The organism is Salinispora cortesiana, assembly GCF_000484695.1.
Classification (GTDB): domain Bacteria; phylum Actinomycetota; class Actinomycetes; order Mycobacteriales; family Micromonosporaceae; genus Micromonospora; species Micromonospora cortesiana.
The window spans coordinates 46995-62468 of sequence record NZ_AXVR01000017.1; the positions used below are offsets into that span (position 1 = coordinate 46995).

Genomic DNA, 15474 nt, shown 5'->3' on the forward strand with positions numbered 1-15474 from the left:
CTTGTCCGATCGCCGGTTGGGCGGAGGTCGGTCTCATCGCTCTCTTCGTCGGTTCACCCTACCTGCTGGATGCAAGGTGGTGCAGCGCCCAGGGCTGGCGTGACAGTGGTGCCGCCTACTCCGTGGGCGGATGTCAGTACGTACGGTGATGTGGCTTGGATCTCTCGTCTGCGCCGAGGGCCGGCCGGAGGCCTCGGACCGGAACCGACGGCGGGGCGGGTGGGCTTCGGGCAGGGCGTAAGCGGTGCCGACCGGTCACTCGTCGGGTGGGCATGGGTGCAGGCGTGGGCGCGTCCACCGCGCGCTACGGTGCCGTACACTCGCGGGGGTTCTGCCCGAAGCGCCGGGGAAACCTGGTTGCGACAAGTCGCTGAGGGCGCGGCGATGGCCCCTGACTGACGGCGGGTTTCCCACCAACAGCGAGCAGGGTGACTCGGAAGGGAACGGATGGGAACGCCGGATGTCAGTGTCCTCGTCGCTGTCTACAACACCATGCCGTACCTGAGGACCTGCCTGGATTCCTTGATTGGGCAGAGTATCGGGCTGGACCGGCTCGAGGTGATCGCTGTTGACGACGGCTCCACCGATGGTGGCGGCGCCGTGCTGGACCAGTACGCCGAGCGTTACCCCGACCAGGTCCGAGTGTTCCACCAGCCGAACTCGGGCGGTCCTGCGGCGCCGAGCAACAGCGCTCTCGACCAGGCACGTGGCCGGTACGTCTTCTTCATCGGCGCTGACGACTATCTTGGTGTCGAGGCGCTGGAGCGACTGGTCGACGCTGCCGACAGGTGGGGCTCCGATGTTGTGCTCGGGCGAATGGTCGGCACCAACAAGCGGTACGTACACCAGGACGTCTACGCCGAGACCCGAGAGCGGATCGATCTCTTCGACAGTGCGTTGCCATGGTCGCTGTCGAATACGAAGCTGTTCCGGCGGGAGCTGCTCGAGCGACATGGCCTGCGCTTCCGCACCGACATGCCGATGGGCAGTGACCAGCCGTTCACGCTGCAGGCCTGCTACCATGCGGCGAAGGTCTCCGTCCTGGCCGACGACGAGTACTACTACGCGGTGAAGCGGGACGACGCACAGAACATCACGTACGCGAGCAACTTCGAGGAGCGCTTGCGTTGCGCCGAGGAACTGGTGAGTTTCGTCGCCGGGCTGATCGAGCCGGGCTCGCGGCGGGACGCCGTCCTGCTGCGTCACTTCAGCTGGGAGGTGGCGAAGCTCCTGCGGGCCGAGTTCCTCGACCTCGCGGCGGATGCCCAGCAGCATGTCCAGGAGCGGATTCGGGCGCTGGCCAGGGCATACCTCACTGACGGCATTCTGGCTGCCATGGCGCCCGCGCTCCGGCTGCGACTTGCGGTCGCGCGGGACGCCGAGTTGGAGCGGCTGCGCGAGTTGATCGGGCAGCAGGCGGTGAAGACCCTGCCGGAGGTTGTCGTTGAGGATGACCGCTGGTACGCCCGCTATGTCGGATTCCGGGACCCGTCGCTCGGCTACCCGGACGAATGGTACGACGTCTCCGGTCAGGCGGCGAAGGTGATGGCCGGGATGGACGCGACCGGGCTGGAGTGGGGGCGGGATGCCTCTGGTGCGCGGGCACTCGGGGTCACCGCACGGAGCCGCTGGATGGCCCTGGCCGACATCGGCACGACGGTGCGGGTGAGCCTCGGCGGGGTAACCGGCGCGACGTCCGTCCAACCGGATGAATCGGGTATGGTCGTACGGACGAACTTCGTGGTTGACCGCCTGCTCGTGGAGGCCGCGGCGAATGGGGTGCGGCAGGCGGTGACAACCCATGTGACCGCCCCGACGGGGACCGGCTCGGCGCTGCTACGCGCGGGCCGGGGGCTCGCTGCGCCCCGCCTTCTGGCCTGGCGTGGCCTCCGGTGCTACCTCGTTTCCCCCATCATCAATCGCAAGGGCCAGGTGGTCGTCGCGATCGCTCCGGTGACACCCCGCCGGGTCCTTGCCCGTCTGAGCCGAATCTGGCCACCTGGAGGAAAGTAGTTCCATGAACATCTGTGTCGTCGCGCTCGGCAAGATCGGTCTACCGCTCGCCGTGCAGTTCGCCTCGAAGGGGCACACGGTGATCGGTGCCGACGTATCCGATCGAGTCGTCCAGCTGGTCAACGACGGTGCCGTTCCGTTCCCAGGCGAGGCCGACCTGGACGTCAAGTTGAAGGAGGCGGTGTCCGCCGGGCTGTTGTCGGCCACCACGGATACCGCCGCCGCCGTCGCCGAGTCGGAGGCGGTCGTCGTGGTTGTGCCGCTGTTTGTGGACTCCGAGGGGGTGCCGGACTTCGGCTGGATGGACGACGCCACCCGCGCCATCGCCCGTGGCCTCAAGCCCGGCACGCTGGTCAGCTACGAGACCACCCTGCCGGTCGGCACCACCCGCAATCGGTGGGCGCCGATGCTGGAGGAGGGCTCCGGCCTCACCGCCGGCACGGACTTCCACCTGGTCTTCAGCCCGGAGCGGGTGTTCACCGGTCGGGTCTTCGCCGACCTACGTCGCTACCCGAAGCTGGTTGGTGGCATCGACGCCGCGTCGGCGGAGCACGGCACGCGCTTCTACGAGGCGGTTCTCGACTTCGACGAGCGGGATGACCTCGGTGGCCAGCAGGGTGTCTGGGACCTCGGTTCGGCCGAGGCCTCGGAGTTGGCCAAGTTGGCCGAGACTACCTATCGGGACGTCAACATCGGGTTGGCGAACCAGTTCGCTCGCTTCGCGGACACCGTAGGTGTGGACATCACCAAGGTCATTGCGGCGTGTAACACCCAGCCATACAGTCACATTCATCAGCCGGGCATCGCCGTCGGCGGACACTGCATCCCGGTCTACCCGCGGATGTACCTCTGGAATGACCCGGCCGCCACCGTTGTTCGGGCCGCCCGCGAGGCCAACGCGATGATGCCGCAGTACGCCGTTGACCTGCTCGCGGCCGCCTACGGAGAGTTGACCGGGGTCGGTGTCCTCGTGCTGGGGGCGTCCTACCGGGGCGGCGTCAAGGAGACCGCCTTCTCAGGGGTCTTCCCCACGGTCGCGGCGCTCCGTGAGCGGGGCGCGATCCCGTATGTCTCCGACCCGCTGTACACCAACGAGGAGCTGGCCGCGCAGGGTCTGCCGGCGTACGACGGCGAGTCGCTGGGGGCCGCGATCGTGCAGGCCGATCACGCCGAGTACCGCACTCTGACCCCAGCCGACCTGCCGGGGGTCTCCGTCCTCGTGGACGGTCGCCGGGTGACCGACCCGGCCAACTGGTCCGGTGTTCGACGGGTCGTCATCGGCGGCTAGTGGCTTTCCAAGGGCCGGCTACCGAGGCCGTCCGGCGCCGTGTTGACGGCCCCTGGTCGACCAGTCGAGGTACGGCGTCCGTGTCACCTCGGACACGGACGCCGTTTCCCGGCCGGCCACCCCGGCAACACCGGGTGTTCCGTTTCCCGTTAGGGTCGCAGCGGTCGATCTGGACTGGACAGGGGTGGCGCAGTGTTCCGCATTATTCGGGGTGAGCGGGGTCTCGCTGTAGCCGGTGTGACCCTGCTGGGCTACGGGACCATGGTCCTGAGCGGGATGCTCGGTTGGGTGATCCTATTCGCGGCTTCCGCGTTGGTCGTGATCGTTGGCGAGGTCGCACTCGCGACCCGGTTCGCGTCGGTCGGCGTGTTGGTGGAACGGGCGGGCCTCGGCCCGACCGTCCGCTGGCTCTTCCGCGACCTGTCCGTGGTGTTGTTGGTCATCAGTACCGTGGATCCCGGCATCGCCGGAGCAGTGATGACCCTGCTCTTGCCCGCCGGGCTTTGGGCGCTCGCCGTCGGCACCACGACGTTGCAACGGTTTGCCGAGCGGACGCCCTTCCAAGCGCAGACCCGAAACATTGATCTCGGAGTGTCGGGGCGGAGGCCGGCCCCGCCCCGGTGGGCCCAGCGGGTAGCGGGATTGCGGATGCCGCTGCTCAACTTCCTGCTCCTGCCGGCGGCAGTGGCGGCGGCCCTGACTGATGGTGCCGCGCCGGTGGGCGCAACCGGCCTACTCACCCTGACCGCTGGGTTGGTCGTGGCGGGAGCGTTGGCGATCAACTGGCGGCGTGGCCGTGGCGGCGCCCTCGAAACGCTGCCTGCCCTGCACTCCTGGATGACGCGAGTGCAGCCGGAGGTGGCCCTCTACTTCGCCGGGCCGGCGAAGGACGTCTACCAGGTCAACATGTGGCTCGCCCCGGTGGAGGCCAGTGGTCGTCGGGCGGTGGTGCTGCTCCGCAACGAGCAGGCGTTCGCCGCGTTGGCCGACACCCGGCTGCCAGTGGTCAGTGTGCCCGCCGGAGTGGACTTCATGAACCTGGAGTTCACCTCGCTGCGGGTCGCACTCTACGTAGCGAACGTGGGTGCCAACATCCACCTTCTCCGGGAGCCCGGCGTCCGGCACGTCTTCGTGGGGCATGGTGACAGCGACAAGCAGGCCAGCGTGAATCCGTACAGCAAGGTCTACGACGAGGTGTGGGTGGCCGGTAGGGCCGGCCGTGAGCGGTATGAGCGGGCCGCCGTCGGCGTACGGGATGAGGACATCGTCGAGATTGGACGACCGCAGCTCGCTGGCGTGCGCACGTTCGGTTCGGAGGCTGTCACGCGGCCTTTCACTGTCCTCTACGCTCCCACCTGGGAAGGCTGGCTCGACGACGATCTGTACCACACCTCGCTGGTCCTGATGGGCGAGCGAATCGTCCGGGGTCTGCTGCAGAGCCGGCCCGAGGTTCGGTTGATCTACAAGCCCCACCCGCTGACGGGCTCCCGTTCGCCAAAGGCCAAGGCCGTACACGAGCGGATGGTGGGGCTGATTCGCGCGGCCGGCGGCGACCCGGAAGCGACCTCATTGGACGGCTCTCGGCACCTCGTGGTGACCGGCCGGGTGCCGGCGCTTTTTGACTGCTTTAACCAGACCGACCTGTTGGTAAGTGATGTTTCCAGCGTGGTGTCCGACTTCGTGCAGAGTCAGCGACCGTACGTTGTGGCTAATCCCGGTGGACTGCCGGAGGACGAGTTCCGCCGGAAGTACCCCACCGCACGGGCTGCGTACCTGCTCTCCAGCGACGCCGGCGAGCTGGAGAAGGTCCTGGGGTTGACCCGGGCCGGCGACGACCCGATGGCCGAGGCGCGACGGGAGCTGAAGACCTACCTGCTCGGCCCGGACGAGCCGAACGCGATGGAGCGGTTCCGGGCTGAGGTCGCCCGCCTCTGTGCCTGAGTCGAGGTAGCGGACGGAGCGGGGGAGGTCGCCGATGGCCCTCCCCCGTTCGTCATCGGTGGAGGTCAGCCCTGCTGTGGCGGGTTGTCCACATCGCGCGAGACGACCTCGCCCTTGGCGTTCACCCAACCCCTCGGGCGGGCTGGGTTCCCCACCACCAGCTGGTACGGCTTGACGTCCTTCGTCACCACGGAGCCAGCGGCGATCATGGCGTACTCGCCGACCTCGATCCCGCAGACCAGGGTGGCGTTGGCGCCGATGGAAGCTCCACGGCGCACCGTCGTCTCGGTGATCGTCCAGTCGGGGTTCTGGGCCCGGGGCCGGAAGTCGTTGGTGAAGACCGCGCAGGGGCCGACGAAGACCTCGTCCTCGAGGGTTACGCCCTGGTACACCGAGACATTGTTCTGGATCTTGACAAGGTTTCCGACGGTGACCTCCGCGTCCACGTACACGTTGCGTCCGATGACGCAGCCTGCGCCGACCCGCGAGGTGGCGCGGATGTGGGCCAGGTGCCAGACCTTCGTGCCGTCGCCGATCTGGGCGCCGGCTTCCACGTCGGCGGTGGGGTGGACAAAGACCGGCGTACGGTCGTTGGTGTCAGTCATGTCAGCTCACATCGTCTCGGGTCTCAATCGCGTCGTAGCATAGCCACCCCACCGAGCCTCCCCGCCGGGCCGCCGCGTCGCCGTCGGCGCGACTGGGTTGGTGGGGAATCCGCTCTCCCGTCAACCGCCGACGTCTGCGACCATTCGTGGTCAACGAAGGCGAGAGTTGGGGGCACTGGGTGCGGATCCTGCTAGTCGAGGACGACCACCGGGTGGCCGCCGCGCTTACCGGGGCCCTGACCCGGCGCGGTTACGAGGTGGAGCACGCGGCGACGGTCGCCGCCGCGCTCCGCGCGGCCCCGTGTGACCTGGCCCTGCTGGACCTCACCCTGCCCGACGGGGACGGCACCGACCTGTGTCGGGAGCTGCGGCGGCGCAGCAACCAACTCGGGATCATCGCGGTGACCGCGCGGGGGGAGGAGCGCGACCGGGTACTGGGGCTGCGGATCGGTGCGGACGACTACGTGGTCAAGCCGTTCTCGATGGTGGAGTTGCAGGCCCGGATCGAGGCGGTGCTGCGCCGGGCCGCCCAAGCCGCGCCAGAGCGCAACCTGATCGAGGTCGGTCCGGTCCAGATCGATGTGGCGGCCCGTACGGTGCGCATCCATGCCCAGGAGGTGGCGCTGACCCGTAAGGAGTTCGACGTACTTCTCTCCCTGGCCCGCCAGCCCGGGTCCGCCGTGCCCCGCGATCGGATTCTGCTCGACGCCTGGGGAACCACTTTCGCCGACCGGCACACCGTCGAGGTGCACGTCGGCTCCCTCCGCGGCAAGCTGGGCGACCCACGCCTGGTGGAGACCGTTCGCGGGATCGGCTACCGGCTGCGGAACGGGTGAGGCGCGGTGCGTCGCCGCCTGGTGATCAGCTATCTGCTGCTGATGGTTCTGGTCCTGGTCGCCCTGGAGACCCCGCTCGCGGCCACCCTGGCCAGCCGGGAGACCGAGCGGGTACGTGCCGACCGGCTCGCCGACGCCACCCGCTTCGCGTCGTTGGCCGACGTGGCGCTGCGCGGCGGCAGCGCCGCCCCGATCGGCAGTGAGTTGGACCGCTACGACGAGCTGTACGGCATCGGCGCCGCGGTCGTTGACCGGGACCGGCGGATGATAGTCGCGTCGCCGAACTGGCAATCCGCCCCGGGCACCCAGGGGGCGCTCGACGTGGCCCTCTCCGGGCAGCAGGCCAGTGGGCCGGATTCGGTGCTGCCGTGGGTGGACGGACCGATCGTCGTCGCGGTGCCGATCAACGATGGCGGCGAGGTGCTCGGCGCGGTGGTCACCATAACCCCCACCGACCGGATCCGGGAGGCCGTCACCCGCTGGTGGCTGCTGCTCGCCGGTGCCGGCCTGCTCGCGGTGCTGGCCTGCGTCTCGACCGCGTTCGCTCTGGCCGGGTGGGTGCTGCGACCGGTCACCGAGCTGGACGCGGTCACCCACGAAGTCGCCGAGGGTGATCGGAACGCCCGCGTGCAGCATCGGCAGGGCCCACCCGAACTACGCCGCCTGGCGGCGAGCTTCAACCACATGGCCGATGCCGTCTCCGACGTGATGGATCGACAGCGGGCGTTCGTGGCGCACGCCAGCCACCAGCTTCGCAATCCGTTGACGGCACTGCGGCTGCGGGTCGAGGAGCTGGGGCCCAGTCTGGGCGACCCGCAGGGCCAGGCCGAGCACCAGCTCGCCCTAGCCGAGACCGACCGGCTGGCGCTCGTGCTGGATGCTCTGCTAACCCTGGCGCGGGCCGAGCGGACGGAGAATCTACGCCTGACCGTTGACGCGGCGGCGGTCGCCGCGAGCCGGGTGGCGGCGTGGGAGCCGCTCGCACGTCGCCGCTCGATCACGCTGCGGCTGGACACCGATGCGGCTCCGGCGTATGTGCGGACCGTGCCGACCGCCGTTGACCAGGCGCTTGATGCGCTGATCGACAACGCGGTGAAGTTCAGCGGCGCGGGGGGTGAGGTGACGGTGCAGGTCCGGGGTCGGGACAACGGGACGACGCTGCAGGTACGTGACACCGGCCCGGGTATGACGGCCAGCCAGCTCGACCAGGCGACCGAACGGTTCTGGCGGGCGCCGGAGGCACAGAACATCGACGGTGCCGGGTTGGGTCTGGCCATAGTCGCCGTCCTGGTGGACGCCTCCGCGGGGCGGCTCAGTATGCGTCCGAATCAGCCCCACGGTCTGGTCGCGGCCCTGTGGTTTCCCGCGTCGCGGCCCTGCGGTTTCCCGCGTCGCTGCCCAACTCCGTCGACGACGGGGAGCAGGAAGTGTCCTGTCCTTCCCCCCGGCGCTGACCGGTGGCTACGGTTTGACCGCGTTGTACCAGGCCACTGCCCCGGGGTGCAGTGGTAGGGGCGTGGTGTTGATGGCCGAGCGCTGACTCGTCTGGCCGGCAGCGGGGTGTGCCGATGCCAACTCCTCGCGCCGCTCCATGAGGAGCCGGGTCAGCTCCCGGACCAGCCACTCCGGCAGGTCGGCGCGGACGATCAGGTAGTTCGGGTTGGCGACGGTGGTCACCGGGTCCACCCCGTACACCGAGTGAGGAATGTCCCGGGAGACGTAGAAGCCGGGGTGCTGGGCGCGAAGCGGCGTACTCCACGAACCCAGCTCGATCAACTGGACGCGTCGTTGCGCGGCCAGCGTCGTCACCGCCCCCACCGGTAGGCCGCCGGAGAAGAAGAACGCGTCAATTTGGCCGGTCCGCAGTGCCTCGACCGAGTCGTCCAGGCCGAGCCGCTCCCGGCGTACCGCATCCCCGGCGAGCTGGGCCACGTCGAGCAGTCGGGACGTGGTGATCTCGGTGCCGGAGCCTGGTGCCCCCACGGAGACCCGTCGGCCCCGCAGGTCGGCGAGGGTGCGGACGCCGCTGGTCGGGGTGGTGACGAGATGTAGGAGGTCATCGTAGACGCGGGCCACCGCGGCCATGGTCGGCGCGGCCGGGACGGCGGGAAGCACGTCGGCCTGGGTAAAGCCGAGTTCTGCCTCGCCCGCGCCCACGAGTTGGATGTTCTCCGCCGACGCGGCGGTCACCAGTACCTCAGCCTCAACGTTCGGTAGCTCCCGATTGAGGATGGTGGCCAGTGACTGCCCGAAGGCGTAGTAGACGGCGGTGGGACTGCCGGTGGCGATTCGGATCTGCACGGCTGGCGGAGGGCCGTGCTGGCATCCGGTGAGGCCCGGCAGCGCCATCGCCAGGAGCAGTACCGGCAGCACCGCGTCGCGTCGGCGACCTGGGATTCTGATCACGCGCTGCACTGTGCGTGGTACGAGTGGCCGGGCGCAACCCCGGTTGTCCGTCGATGCGGTCCCGGCGTTTGCCTCGCCTGCCCACCGAGGAGATCAGACGGCCACTATTTCGGGGGGCGGTGGCCCCAGCTTCGTGGCCTGCATGATCCGTTCGCGGGCCGGTCCGTGCGGCACGCTCACCAGATAGCAGCCGGTCCCGGGGCGCAGTATCGCCGGCGCGTCCAGCAGGGCGGCGCTCCGGACAAGAATCGCCGCCAGGTCCCGGTCGGTCACCCGGATCCCAAGGATGTGCCGGCGGATGTGTCGGCCGCCGGCCAGCAGCGCGGCCCGCCAGGCTGCTGCGGCCAGCCGGGTCCGCCCCACTCGTCGGGCGCCGGACGCGCCGCGCACCGGCGCACCGATGAGTTCCCCGCGTCCGCGGTGCCAACTGGCGTCCAGCATGGCGGCGTACCCGGACTGTTGGGCCGGTGCGACGGTCAGCCGGTGCAGCTCGTAACGGCGGCGCAGGCCGCCGACGGCGCGTTCATGCGTGACCGGAACCTCGAGCTGGTAGAGCAGGTGGCGGAGCCGCTGCGCCGCGTCCTCGCGGTTGAATTCCACCCACTCGGGTGGGTGGACGGGGACGCCGCGCTGGCGTCGGGCCGTCGTCGGCGCGGTCACACAGCGCAGGAGACAGGCGGCCTCGAACCCGGCGGTCAGGGTCAGCCAGTCCAGCGGGTGCGGGGTCGACGCTGACCGGGGACGGTCCAGAAGGGTCGGGTTCACCTCGGGACTCCTTATCGGCGTCGGATTTCCTCTACGGTGACGGCTGTCACAGGGGTAGGGAACCGATTGGGCCAAGCCTTGAGGAAATCTTGCGGGAGTGGCGGCGGGGGCGGGCGGCGCGGCCGGCGGGCGCGATGACGGTCGCCCTACCTCCAGGGCCGGAGCGGTGTCTGTGGGTGATACACCCGATACCCAGCGAGGTCGGCGATGAGGGCGGCGTCGGCTCGCCCACCCAGCAGTTGACGCAGCCGCTGTTCCTGCGGCGATCCGGTCTCCACCACATACCCGGGCCGGCTCGCCGCCGCCACCCGGGCCCAGTAGGCGGGGTAGCGGTTCTGTCCCGGGGCGAGCCCGTCGTCCAGGACTCCGCAGGCCACCCGCTCGCCCGTGTTGAAGATCAGGCGATTGCAGGTCCAGTAGGTCCCGTAGACCTCGTGGGGTCCGGCTGCGCGCAGCGTGTCCGCCAGTTCCCGGGCGGCGCGTTCGTCAGCCCGGGGAGCGCCGGTGTCGGTGGCGACGAAGAGCACCGTGACCAGCGCAGCGGCGGCGGCGAGGGCAGCGAGGAGCGCTGCGGCGAGCGTGCCGGCCAGCCGTTCAAACAGGCCGGCTGTACCCCGCAGGGCCGCGACCGCCACCTGCCAGAGCGGCCACAGCACCGCGGGTAGGGACAGGTGCAGCAGCGCCAGGTAGCGGGCGTTGGAGAGGGGGTCGGTGGCGGCGAGTGGGCTGCGCGCGTACGACAGGAGGGTCAATGCCGCGCCGACGACCAGCGCGAGGTGCACGATCGGGGCGACCCGCGCGGCGCGTCCGGTGGCCCGCCGATACGCGAGAACCGCGACCACGGTCGCGATCCCCAGCAGCGCCGGGTAGAGCAGGCCGAACCACGCCGGCCAGCGACCGCAGCCGTCGATTGGGCAGAGTCCTGTGGCCAGCGGCACCCCCTCTAGTACGGCACCGGAGAACCGCTGGGCCAGCGGCGGGTCCGGATCGTCGTCGGTGTTGACCGCGCGGAGCACCGACAGCGGGTCCGTACCGGGGCCGGCGGTGAGGTAGTACGCGATCATCGGTGCGACGCCGAGCGTGACCCCGGCGACCAGCAGCGCGCCCGCCCAGCCGAGCAGGTCGCGGCGGGCCGCCCAGAGCAGCGCTAGGGTGGCGGCTCCGACGTAGGGCAGGATCAGCCAGTCGGACCAGACGGCGACTCCGGCGAGCAGGCCGAACAGGCCGACAGCCAGCCGGCGGTGCCGGAGCGTCCCCTGGGCCAGACCCACCACGACCAGCAGCATCAGCAGCACTGCCACCTTCCCCTCCGGGCGCCCACCCACCACGGTCAGTTGGTCTCGGACCACCCGCTGCGAACCGAGCGCGAGCAGGCCGACGACGAAGGTGGCGAACCAGGGGGAGCCGATCCGGCGGGTCAGCCGATGGATCAGCCAGAGGAAGAGCGCGTAGAGGGCCAGCAGCGGCAGCCGCAGCACCGGCCAACTGGGCCCGAGGAGCGCGAGTAGGGGCGCGGCGAGGTATGACTCCAGCATCCCCATGTAGTGCTGCCCGTACAGGAATACGGGCCGCTCCTCGCCAGCGGCGATGTGCAGGGCGGCGAGTCCGAACGTCGCCTCGTCGCTGTTTGATGGCGGGACCGTGGACAGCGTGAGGAGTAGGCGGTACCCGACGCCGGCCACCCCGAGGGCCAGCGCGACGAGTGCCGGCGGGTCCAGCCGTGGGCGCCATCGCCCACGGCGCGGTAGAGGTTGCGACACGACCAGGCCCCCGTCATCCTCCTCACCGGAGTCTGTCACAGGCGCTCCGTTGGGCGGAGCGGTTCGGTGCCCCGCCCGTTCGCCTGACGTGGCCGGGGTAGATCGGTTGTGGCAGGGTGGCCGTGTGCCATCGACTTCCGCCGGCCAACTGGCCGTACCCCAACTACACCGGGCCGCGCGGATGGAGGACGCCGTACACCGTCTGGTCGAGCGGCGGCTACGGCGCACCGGTTGGCGGATCCACACTGTGGCCTACCCGGGCTACGGGGCCCCGGGCTGGGTTCGGGTGATGTGTCGGGTGCTGTTGGGTCGGCCGGACAACCGGCAGCGGGGCCGGCCGGAGAAGGTCCGGGGCTGGCGTAGCTTCGCCACGTTGCCGGCCAAGCACGTCCAGGTGGACATCGAATCCGGGGGAGAGCGGCACGAGACGCGGACCGACCGCAGCGGCTTCGTGGACACGATTGTCCCGGTCGACCTCCCCCCGGGCTGGGGGTCGGTGCGGATCCGAGTCCCGGAGGCGGAGCCGGTCCAGGCGCCGGTGCGGATACTTGACCCCCGGGTGCGCTTCGGGGTGATCTCCGACGTTGACGACACGGTCATGGTCACCACGCTGCCCCGGCCCCTGCTGGCCGCCTGGAACACGTTCGTCCTAGACGAGCACGCCCGGGCCGCGGTGCCCGGGATGGCCGTGCTGTACGAGCGGCTGGTTACCGCCCACCCCGGCGCTCCGGTGTTCTACCTGTCCACGGGCGCTTGGAATGTGGCGCCGACCCTCACCCGGTTCCTGTCTCGGCACCTCTACCCGGCCGGGCCGCTGCTGCTCACTGACTGGGGCCCGACGGCGGACCGGTGGTTTCGCAGCGGCCGGGAGCACAAGCGGGCCACCCTGACCCGGCTCGCCCGGGAGTTCCCGGACGTGCGGTGGTTGCTGGTCGGCGACGATGGTCAGCACGACCAGGAGATCTACCGGGAGTTCGCGGTGTCCCACCCGGACAACGTCGCCGGGATCGCGATTCGCCGGCTCTCCCCGACCCAGGCGATGCTCGCCGGTGCGCTGCCGTACTCCGCCAGCGACAGCGCCTCCGCTCCGCCGGTGGGGCAGGAGTGGCTCTCCGCACCGGATGGGGCCGGGCTGTGGCAATTGCTGCGGGAGGCGGGTCTGGTCTGAGCCGTTGCTGCACCAGACCTTGATAGCGTCGAGACATGGCTGATGTGGGCCGGTACCAGGAGGCCACGTGGTGAGCTCGCACCCCCGCGCGGGCCAGCCCGCCCAGCCATCCGACCTGGTGGACGTGGCGATGCTGGTCACCGCGTACTACGCGGAGCACCCCGACTCGGCGGACCCGGGGCAGCGGGTCTCCTTCGGCACCTCCGGGCACCGGGGGTCCCCGCTGCGGAACGCGTTCAACTCCGATCACATCGTCGCGATCACCCAGGCGCTCTGTGACTACCGGCGGGAGCACGGTCTGGCCGGCCCGCTCTTCCTCGGCCGGGACACCCACGCGCTCTCCGCCCCGGCGGCGGTGGACGCCCTGGAGGTGCTCGCCGCCAACGAGGTCCCAGTCCTGTTGGACAGCCGGGACGGCTACGTTCCGACGCCGGCCCTCTCCCACGCCATCCTGGCCCACAACCAGGGGCGGAGCAGCGGGCTCGCGGACGGCATCGTGATCACCCCGTCGCACAATCCGCCGGAGGACGGCGGGTTCAAGTACAACCCGTCCCACGGCGGCCCGGCGGACACCGACGTCACGACGTGGATTCAGGAGCGCGCGAACGCGATCCTCGCCGCCGGGCTCAAGGGGGTGCGCCGCATCCCGTACGCGCGGGCGCGCGCCGCCGACACCACCGGCCGGTACGACTTCCTCGGCCGCTACGTGGCCGACCTGCCGTCCGCGCTCGACCTCGACGCGGTCCGGGCAGTCGGCGTCCGGATCGGGGCCGATCCGCTCGGCGGGGCCAGTGTCGCCTACTGGGGCGAGATCGCGGACCGGCATCGGCTGGACCTCACCGTGGTCAATCCGACCGTCGATCCGACGTGGCGTTTTATGACCCTGGACGGGGACGGTCGGATCCGTATGGACTGCTCGTCCCCGAACGCGATGGCGTCGCTGATCGCCGCGCGGGACCGGTTCGCGGTCTCCACCGGTAACGACGCCGATGCCGACCGGCACGGCATCGTCACCCCGGACGGCGGTCTGCTGAACCCGAACCACTACCTGACGGTGGCCATCGCCCACCTGTTCCGCACCCGGACGCGGTGGGGGCCGGACGCCGCCGTCGGTAAGACCCTGGTCTCGTCGTCGATGATCGACCGCGTGGCCGCCGACCTGGGGCGCCCGCTGTTGGAGGTGCCGGTTGGCTTCAAGTGGTTCGTGCCGGGCCTGCTCGACGGCGCGGTCGGCTTCGGCGGCGAGGAGAGCGCCGGTGCCTCCTTCCTGCGTCGCGACGGCAGCACCTGGACCACCGACAAGGACGGCATCCTGCTCTGCCTGCTGGCGTCCGAGATCATTGCCACCACCGGCCGCACCCCGAGCGAGCACTGGACGGAGTTGGCTGGGCGGTTCGGCGCACCCGCGTACGCCCGGATTGACGCTCCCGCCAGCCGGGCGGAGAAGGCGGTGCTCGGTCGACTCTCGCCGGATCAGGTGACGGCTACCGAGTTGGCCGGGGAACCGATCACGGCCACGCTTACCCGCGCACCCGGCAACGGGGCTCCGATCGGTGGCCTGAAGGTCACCACCGAGAGCGGTTGGTTCGCCGCCCGCCCTTCCGGCACGGAGGATGTCTACAAGATCTACGCCGAGTCGTTCCAGGGCCCCGAGCAGCTGGCACGAATCCAGGCGGAGGCGAAGGAGTTGGTCTCGTCGGTGCTGGCGGCGGCTTCGGGCGGGTGAGTCAACGCTGCGGGGGAAGTCGCCGCCGGCTCATCAGCTCCTCGCGGAGGCCCTCGGGGAGGAGTTCGCGGAGCTGCTCGGGCAGGAGCGGCAGGTCCAGCAGGCTCAGCTTGAGCTGGTTGCGCTCTCGGTAGCGGCGTGGGTCGAGGCGGACCACCAGGCCGGCATCGCGCTGGTAGGTGACCTCCACCGCACCCTCGGTCGCCGCCTCCTGGATCACCTGCCCGTCCATCTCCACCGCCATCGGCGCGGAGCCGGGGGCAAGCTCCAGCCGGATCCGTTCGTCGGGGGAGAGGACCACCGAGCGGGAGATCCCCGCCATCGGGGCGGACGGGGTCACCACCACCACGTCGCTCGCCGGGGAGATCAGCGGCCCGCCGGCGGCGTAGCCGTACGCCGTTGACCCGGTCGGCGTGCTCACCACCAGCGCGTCGCACCGGTAGTAGCCGTACTGCTGCCCATCCACGGCGAGGGTGGCGGTGACGAAGCCCGCGCCGGGCCGGCGAACTAACGCGACATCGTTGAACGCGACCACATCATCACCGCAGACCGCACAGGCCAGGCAGCTGTGCCGCTCCACGGTGAAGTCCCGGTTGGCCAGCCGGGCCAACGCGGTGGGCAGGTCCGGCGGCTCGACCTCGACCAGGAAGCCGAGCTGGCCCAGGTGCACCCCGAGCACCGGTTTCGGGTCGCGGACCGCCGAGCGCAACGCGCCGAGCATGGTGCCGTCGCCGCCGATGCTGATCAGCACGTCGCTGGTCGGGGCCACCTGTTCAGTGGGAAGCGGTTCCACCGTCGCCGGTACCCGGTGCCGGTCCGGCCCCCGCACCGCCAGCGCTATCCGGTGCCTCGTTGCCCAATCGACGATGAGGTCGACCACCTCGGATACGTCCCGGGTCGGGTGCAGCACCAGTCCGAGCCGGATCTGATCCATCTGCCCAGCTCACCACATTCGGGCTGGCTCGG

The 15474-nt window shown here is 70.3% G+C and carries 12 protein-coding genes; 7 read left to right on the forward strand and 5 right to left on the reverse strand.

Annotated elements, in window-relative coordinates:
- Window positions 1–447: 447 nt before the first annotated feature.
- From K228_RS0110435 to K228_RS0110445, 3 genes are all read left to right on the forward strand, one after another.
- The gene (locus K228_RS0110435) at window positions 448–2013 is read left to right on the forward strand and encodes a glycosyltransferase family 2 protein (protein ID WP_025618400.1); all 1566 of its coding nucleotides are present in this window, start codon (window positions 448–450) and stop codon (window positions 2011–2013) included.
- A gap of 4 nt (window positions 2014–2017) precedes the next feature.
- Window positions 2018–3301 (forward strand): nucleotide sugar dehydrogenase, encoded by a 1284-nt coding sequence (locus tag K228_RS0110440; protein WP_025618401.1) that lies wholly within the window; start codon window positions 2018–2020, stop codon window positions 3299–3301.
- 192 nt (window positions 3302–3493) lie between these two features.
- Window positions 3494–5242 carry a CDP-glycerol glycerophosphotransferase family protein gene (locus K228_RS0110445; protein ID WP_025618402.1) on the forward strand — a complete coding sequence of 583 codons (1749 nt, stop codon included), beginning with the start codon at window positions 3494–3496 and terminating at the stop codon, window positions 5240–5242.
- Between the two features lie 65 nt (window positions 5243–5307).
- Here K228_RS0110445 and K228_RS0110450 read toward each other — a convergent pair whose 3' ends face one another.
- Window positions 5308–5847: an acyltransferase gene (locus tag K228_RS0110450; protein ID WP_025618403.1), complete on the reverse strand. Its 540-nt coding sequence runs from the start codon at window positions 5845–5847 to the stop codon at window positions 5308–5310.
- Between the two features lie 179 nt (window positions 5848–6026).
- Here K228_RS0110450 and K228_RS0110455 point away from each other — a divergent pair, with 179 nt between their 5' ends.
- Complete coding sequence (locus K228_RS0110455) at window positions 6027–6683, forward strand: response regulator transcription factor (protein ID WP_025618404.1); 657 nt, start codon at window positions 6027–6029, stop codon at window positions 6681–6683.
- Between the two features lie 6 nt (window positions 6684–6689).
- Complete coding sequence (locus K228_RS0110460; protein ID WP_025618405.1) at window positions 6690–8195, forward strand: sensor histidine kinase; 1506 nt, start codon at window positions 6690–6692, stop codon at window positions 8193–8195.
- On the opposite strand, the gene K228_RS0110465 is transcribed toward K228_RS0110460, so the two are convergent.
- The 3 genes from K228_RS0110465 to K228_RS0110475 form a co-directional block, all read right to left on the reverse strand.
- Window positions 8145–9098: a TAXI family TRAP transporter solute-binding subunit gene (locus K228_RS0110465; RefSeq protein ID WP_025618406.1), complete on the reverse strand. Its 954-nt coding sequence runs from the start codon at window positions 9096–9098 to the stop codon at window positions 8145–8147. The genes K228_RS0110460 and K228_RS0110465 overlap by 51 nt on opposite strands.
- Window positions 9099–9182: 84 nt before the next feature.
- Window positions 9183–9854 (reverse strand): hypothetical protein, encoded by a 672-nt coding sequence (locus K228_RS0110470; RefSeq protein ID WP_025618407.1) that lies wholly within the window; start codon window positions 9852–9854, stop codon window positions 9183–9185.
- 146 nt (window positions 9855–10000) lie between these two features.
- Complete coding sequence (locus K228_RS0110475) at window positions 10001–11614, reverse strand: hypothetical protein (protein WP_025618408.1); 1614 nt, start codon at window positions 11612–11614, stop codon at window positions 10001–10003.
- A 181-nt stretch (window positions 11615–11795) separates the two neighbouring features.
- On the opposite strand from K228_RS0110475, the gene K228_RS0110480 reads away from it, so the two are divergent.
- Together K228_RS0110480 and pgm are read left to right on the forward strand one after the other, a co-directional pair.
- Complete coding sequence (locus K228_RS0110480; RefSeq protein WP_080671571.1) at window positions 11796–12782, forward strand: App1 family protein phosphatidate phosphatase; 987 nt, start codon at window positions 11796–11798, stop codon at window positions 12780–12782.
- A 67-nt stretch (window positions 12783–12849) separates the two neighbouring features.
- Complete coding sequence (gene pgm, locus K228_RS0110485; RefSeq protein WP_033776739.1) at window positions 12850–14508, forward strand: phosphoglucomutase (alpha-D-glucose-1,6-bisphosphate-dependent); 1659 nt, start codon at window positions 12850–12852, stop codon at window positions 14506–14508.
- Between the two features lies 1 nt (window position 14509).
- Here the strand turns inward: pgm and K228_RS0110490 are convergent, their stop codons facing one another.
- Window positions 14510–15442: an NAD(+)/NADH kinase gene (locus tag K228_RS0110490; RefSeq protein WP_025618411.1), complete on the reverse strand. Its 933-nt coding sequence runs from the start codon at window positions 15440–15442 to the stop codon at window positions 14510–14512.
- Window positions 15443–15474: the final 32 nt, after the last annotated feature.

Bases quoted from the DNA above. Each gene is read 5' to 3' on its own strand.
- K228_RS0110450 (WP_025618403.1), bottom strand. From the start codon at position 5,847: ATGACTGACACCAACGACCGTACGCCGGTCTTTGTCCACCCCACCGCC.
- K228_RS0110480 (WP_080671571.1), top strand. From the start codon at position 11,796: ATGGAGGACGCCGTACACCGTCTGGTCGAGCGGCGGCTACGGCGCACC.
- K228_RS0110490 (WP_025618411.1), bottom strand. From the start codon at position 15,442: ATGGATCAGATCCGGCTCGGACTGGTGCTGCACCCGACCCGGGACGTA.
- K228_RS0110435 (WP_025618400.1), top strand. From the start codon at position 448: ATGGGAACGCCGGATGTCAGTGTCCTCGTCGCTGTCTACAACACCATG.
- K228_RS0110440 (WP_025618401.1), top strand. From the start codon at position 2,018: ATGAACATCTGTGTCGTCGCGCTCGGCAAGATCGGTCTACCGCTCGCC.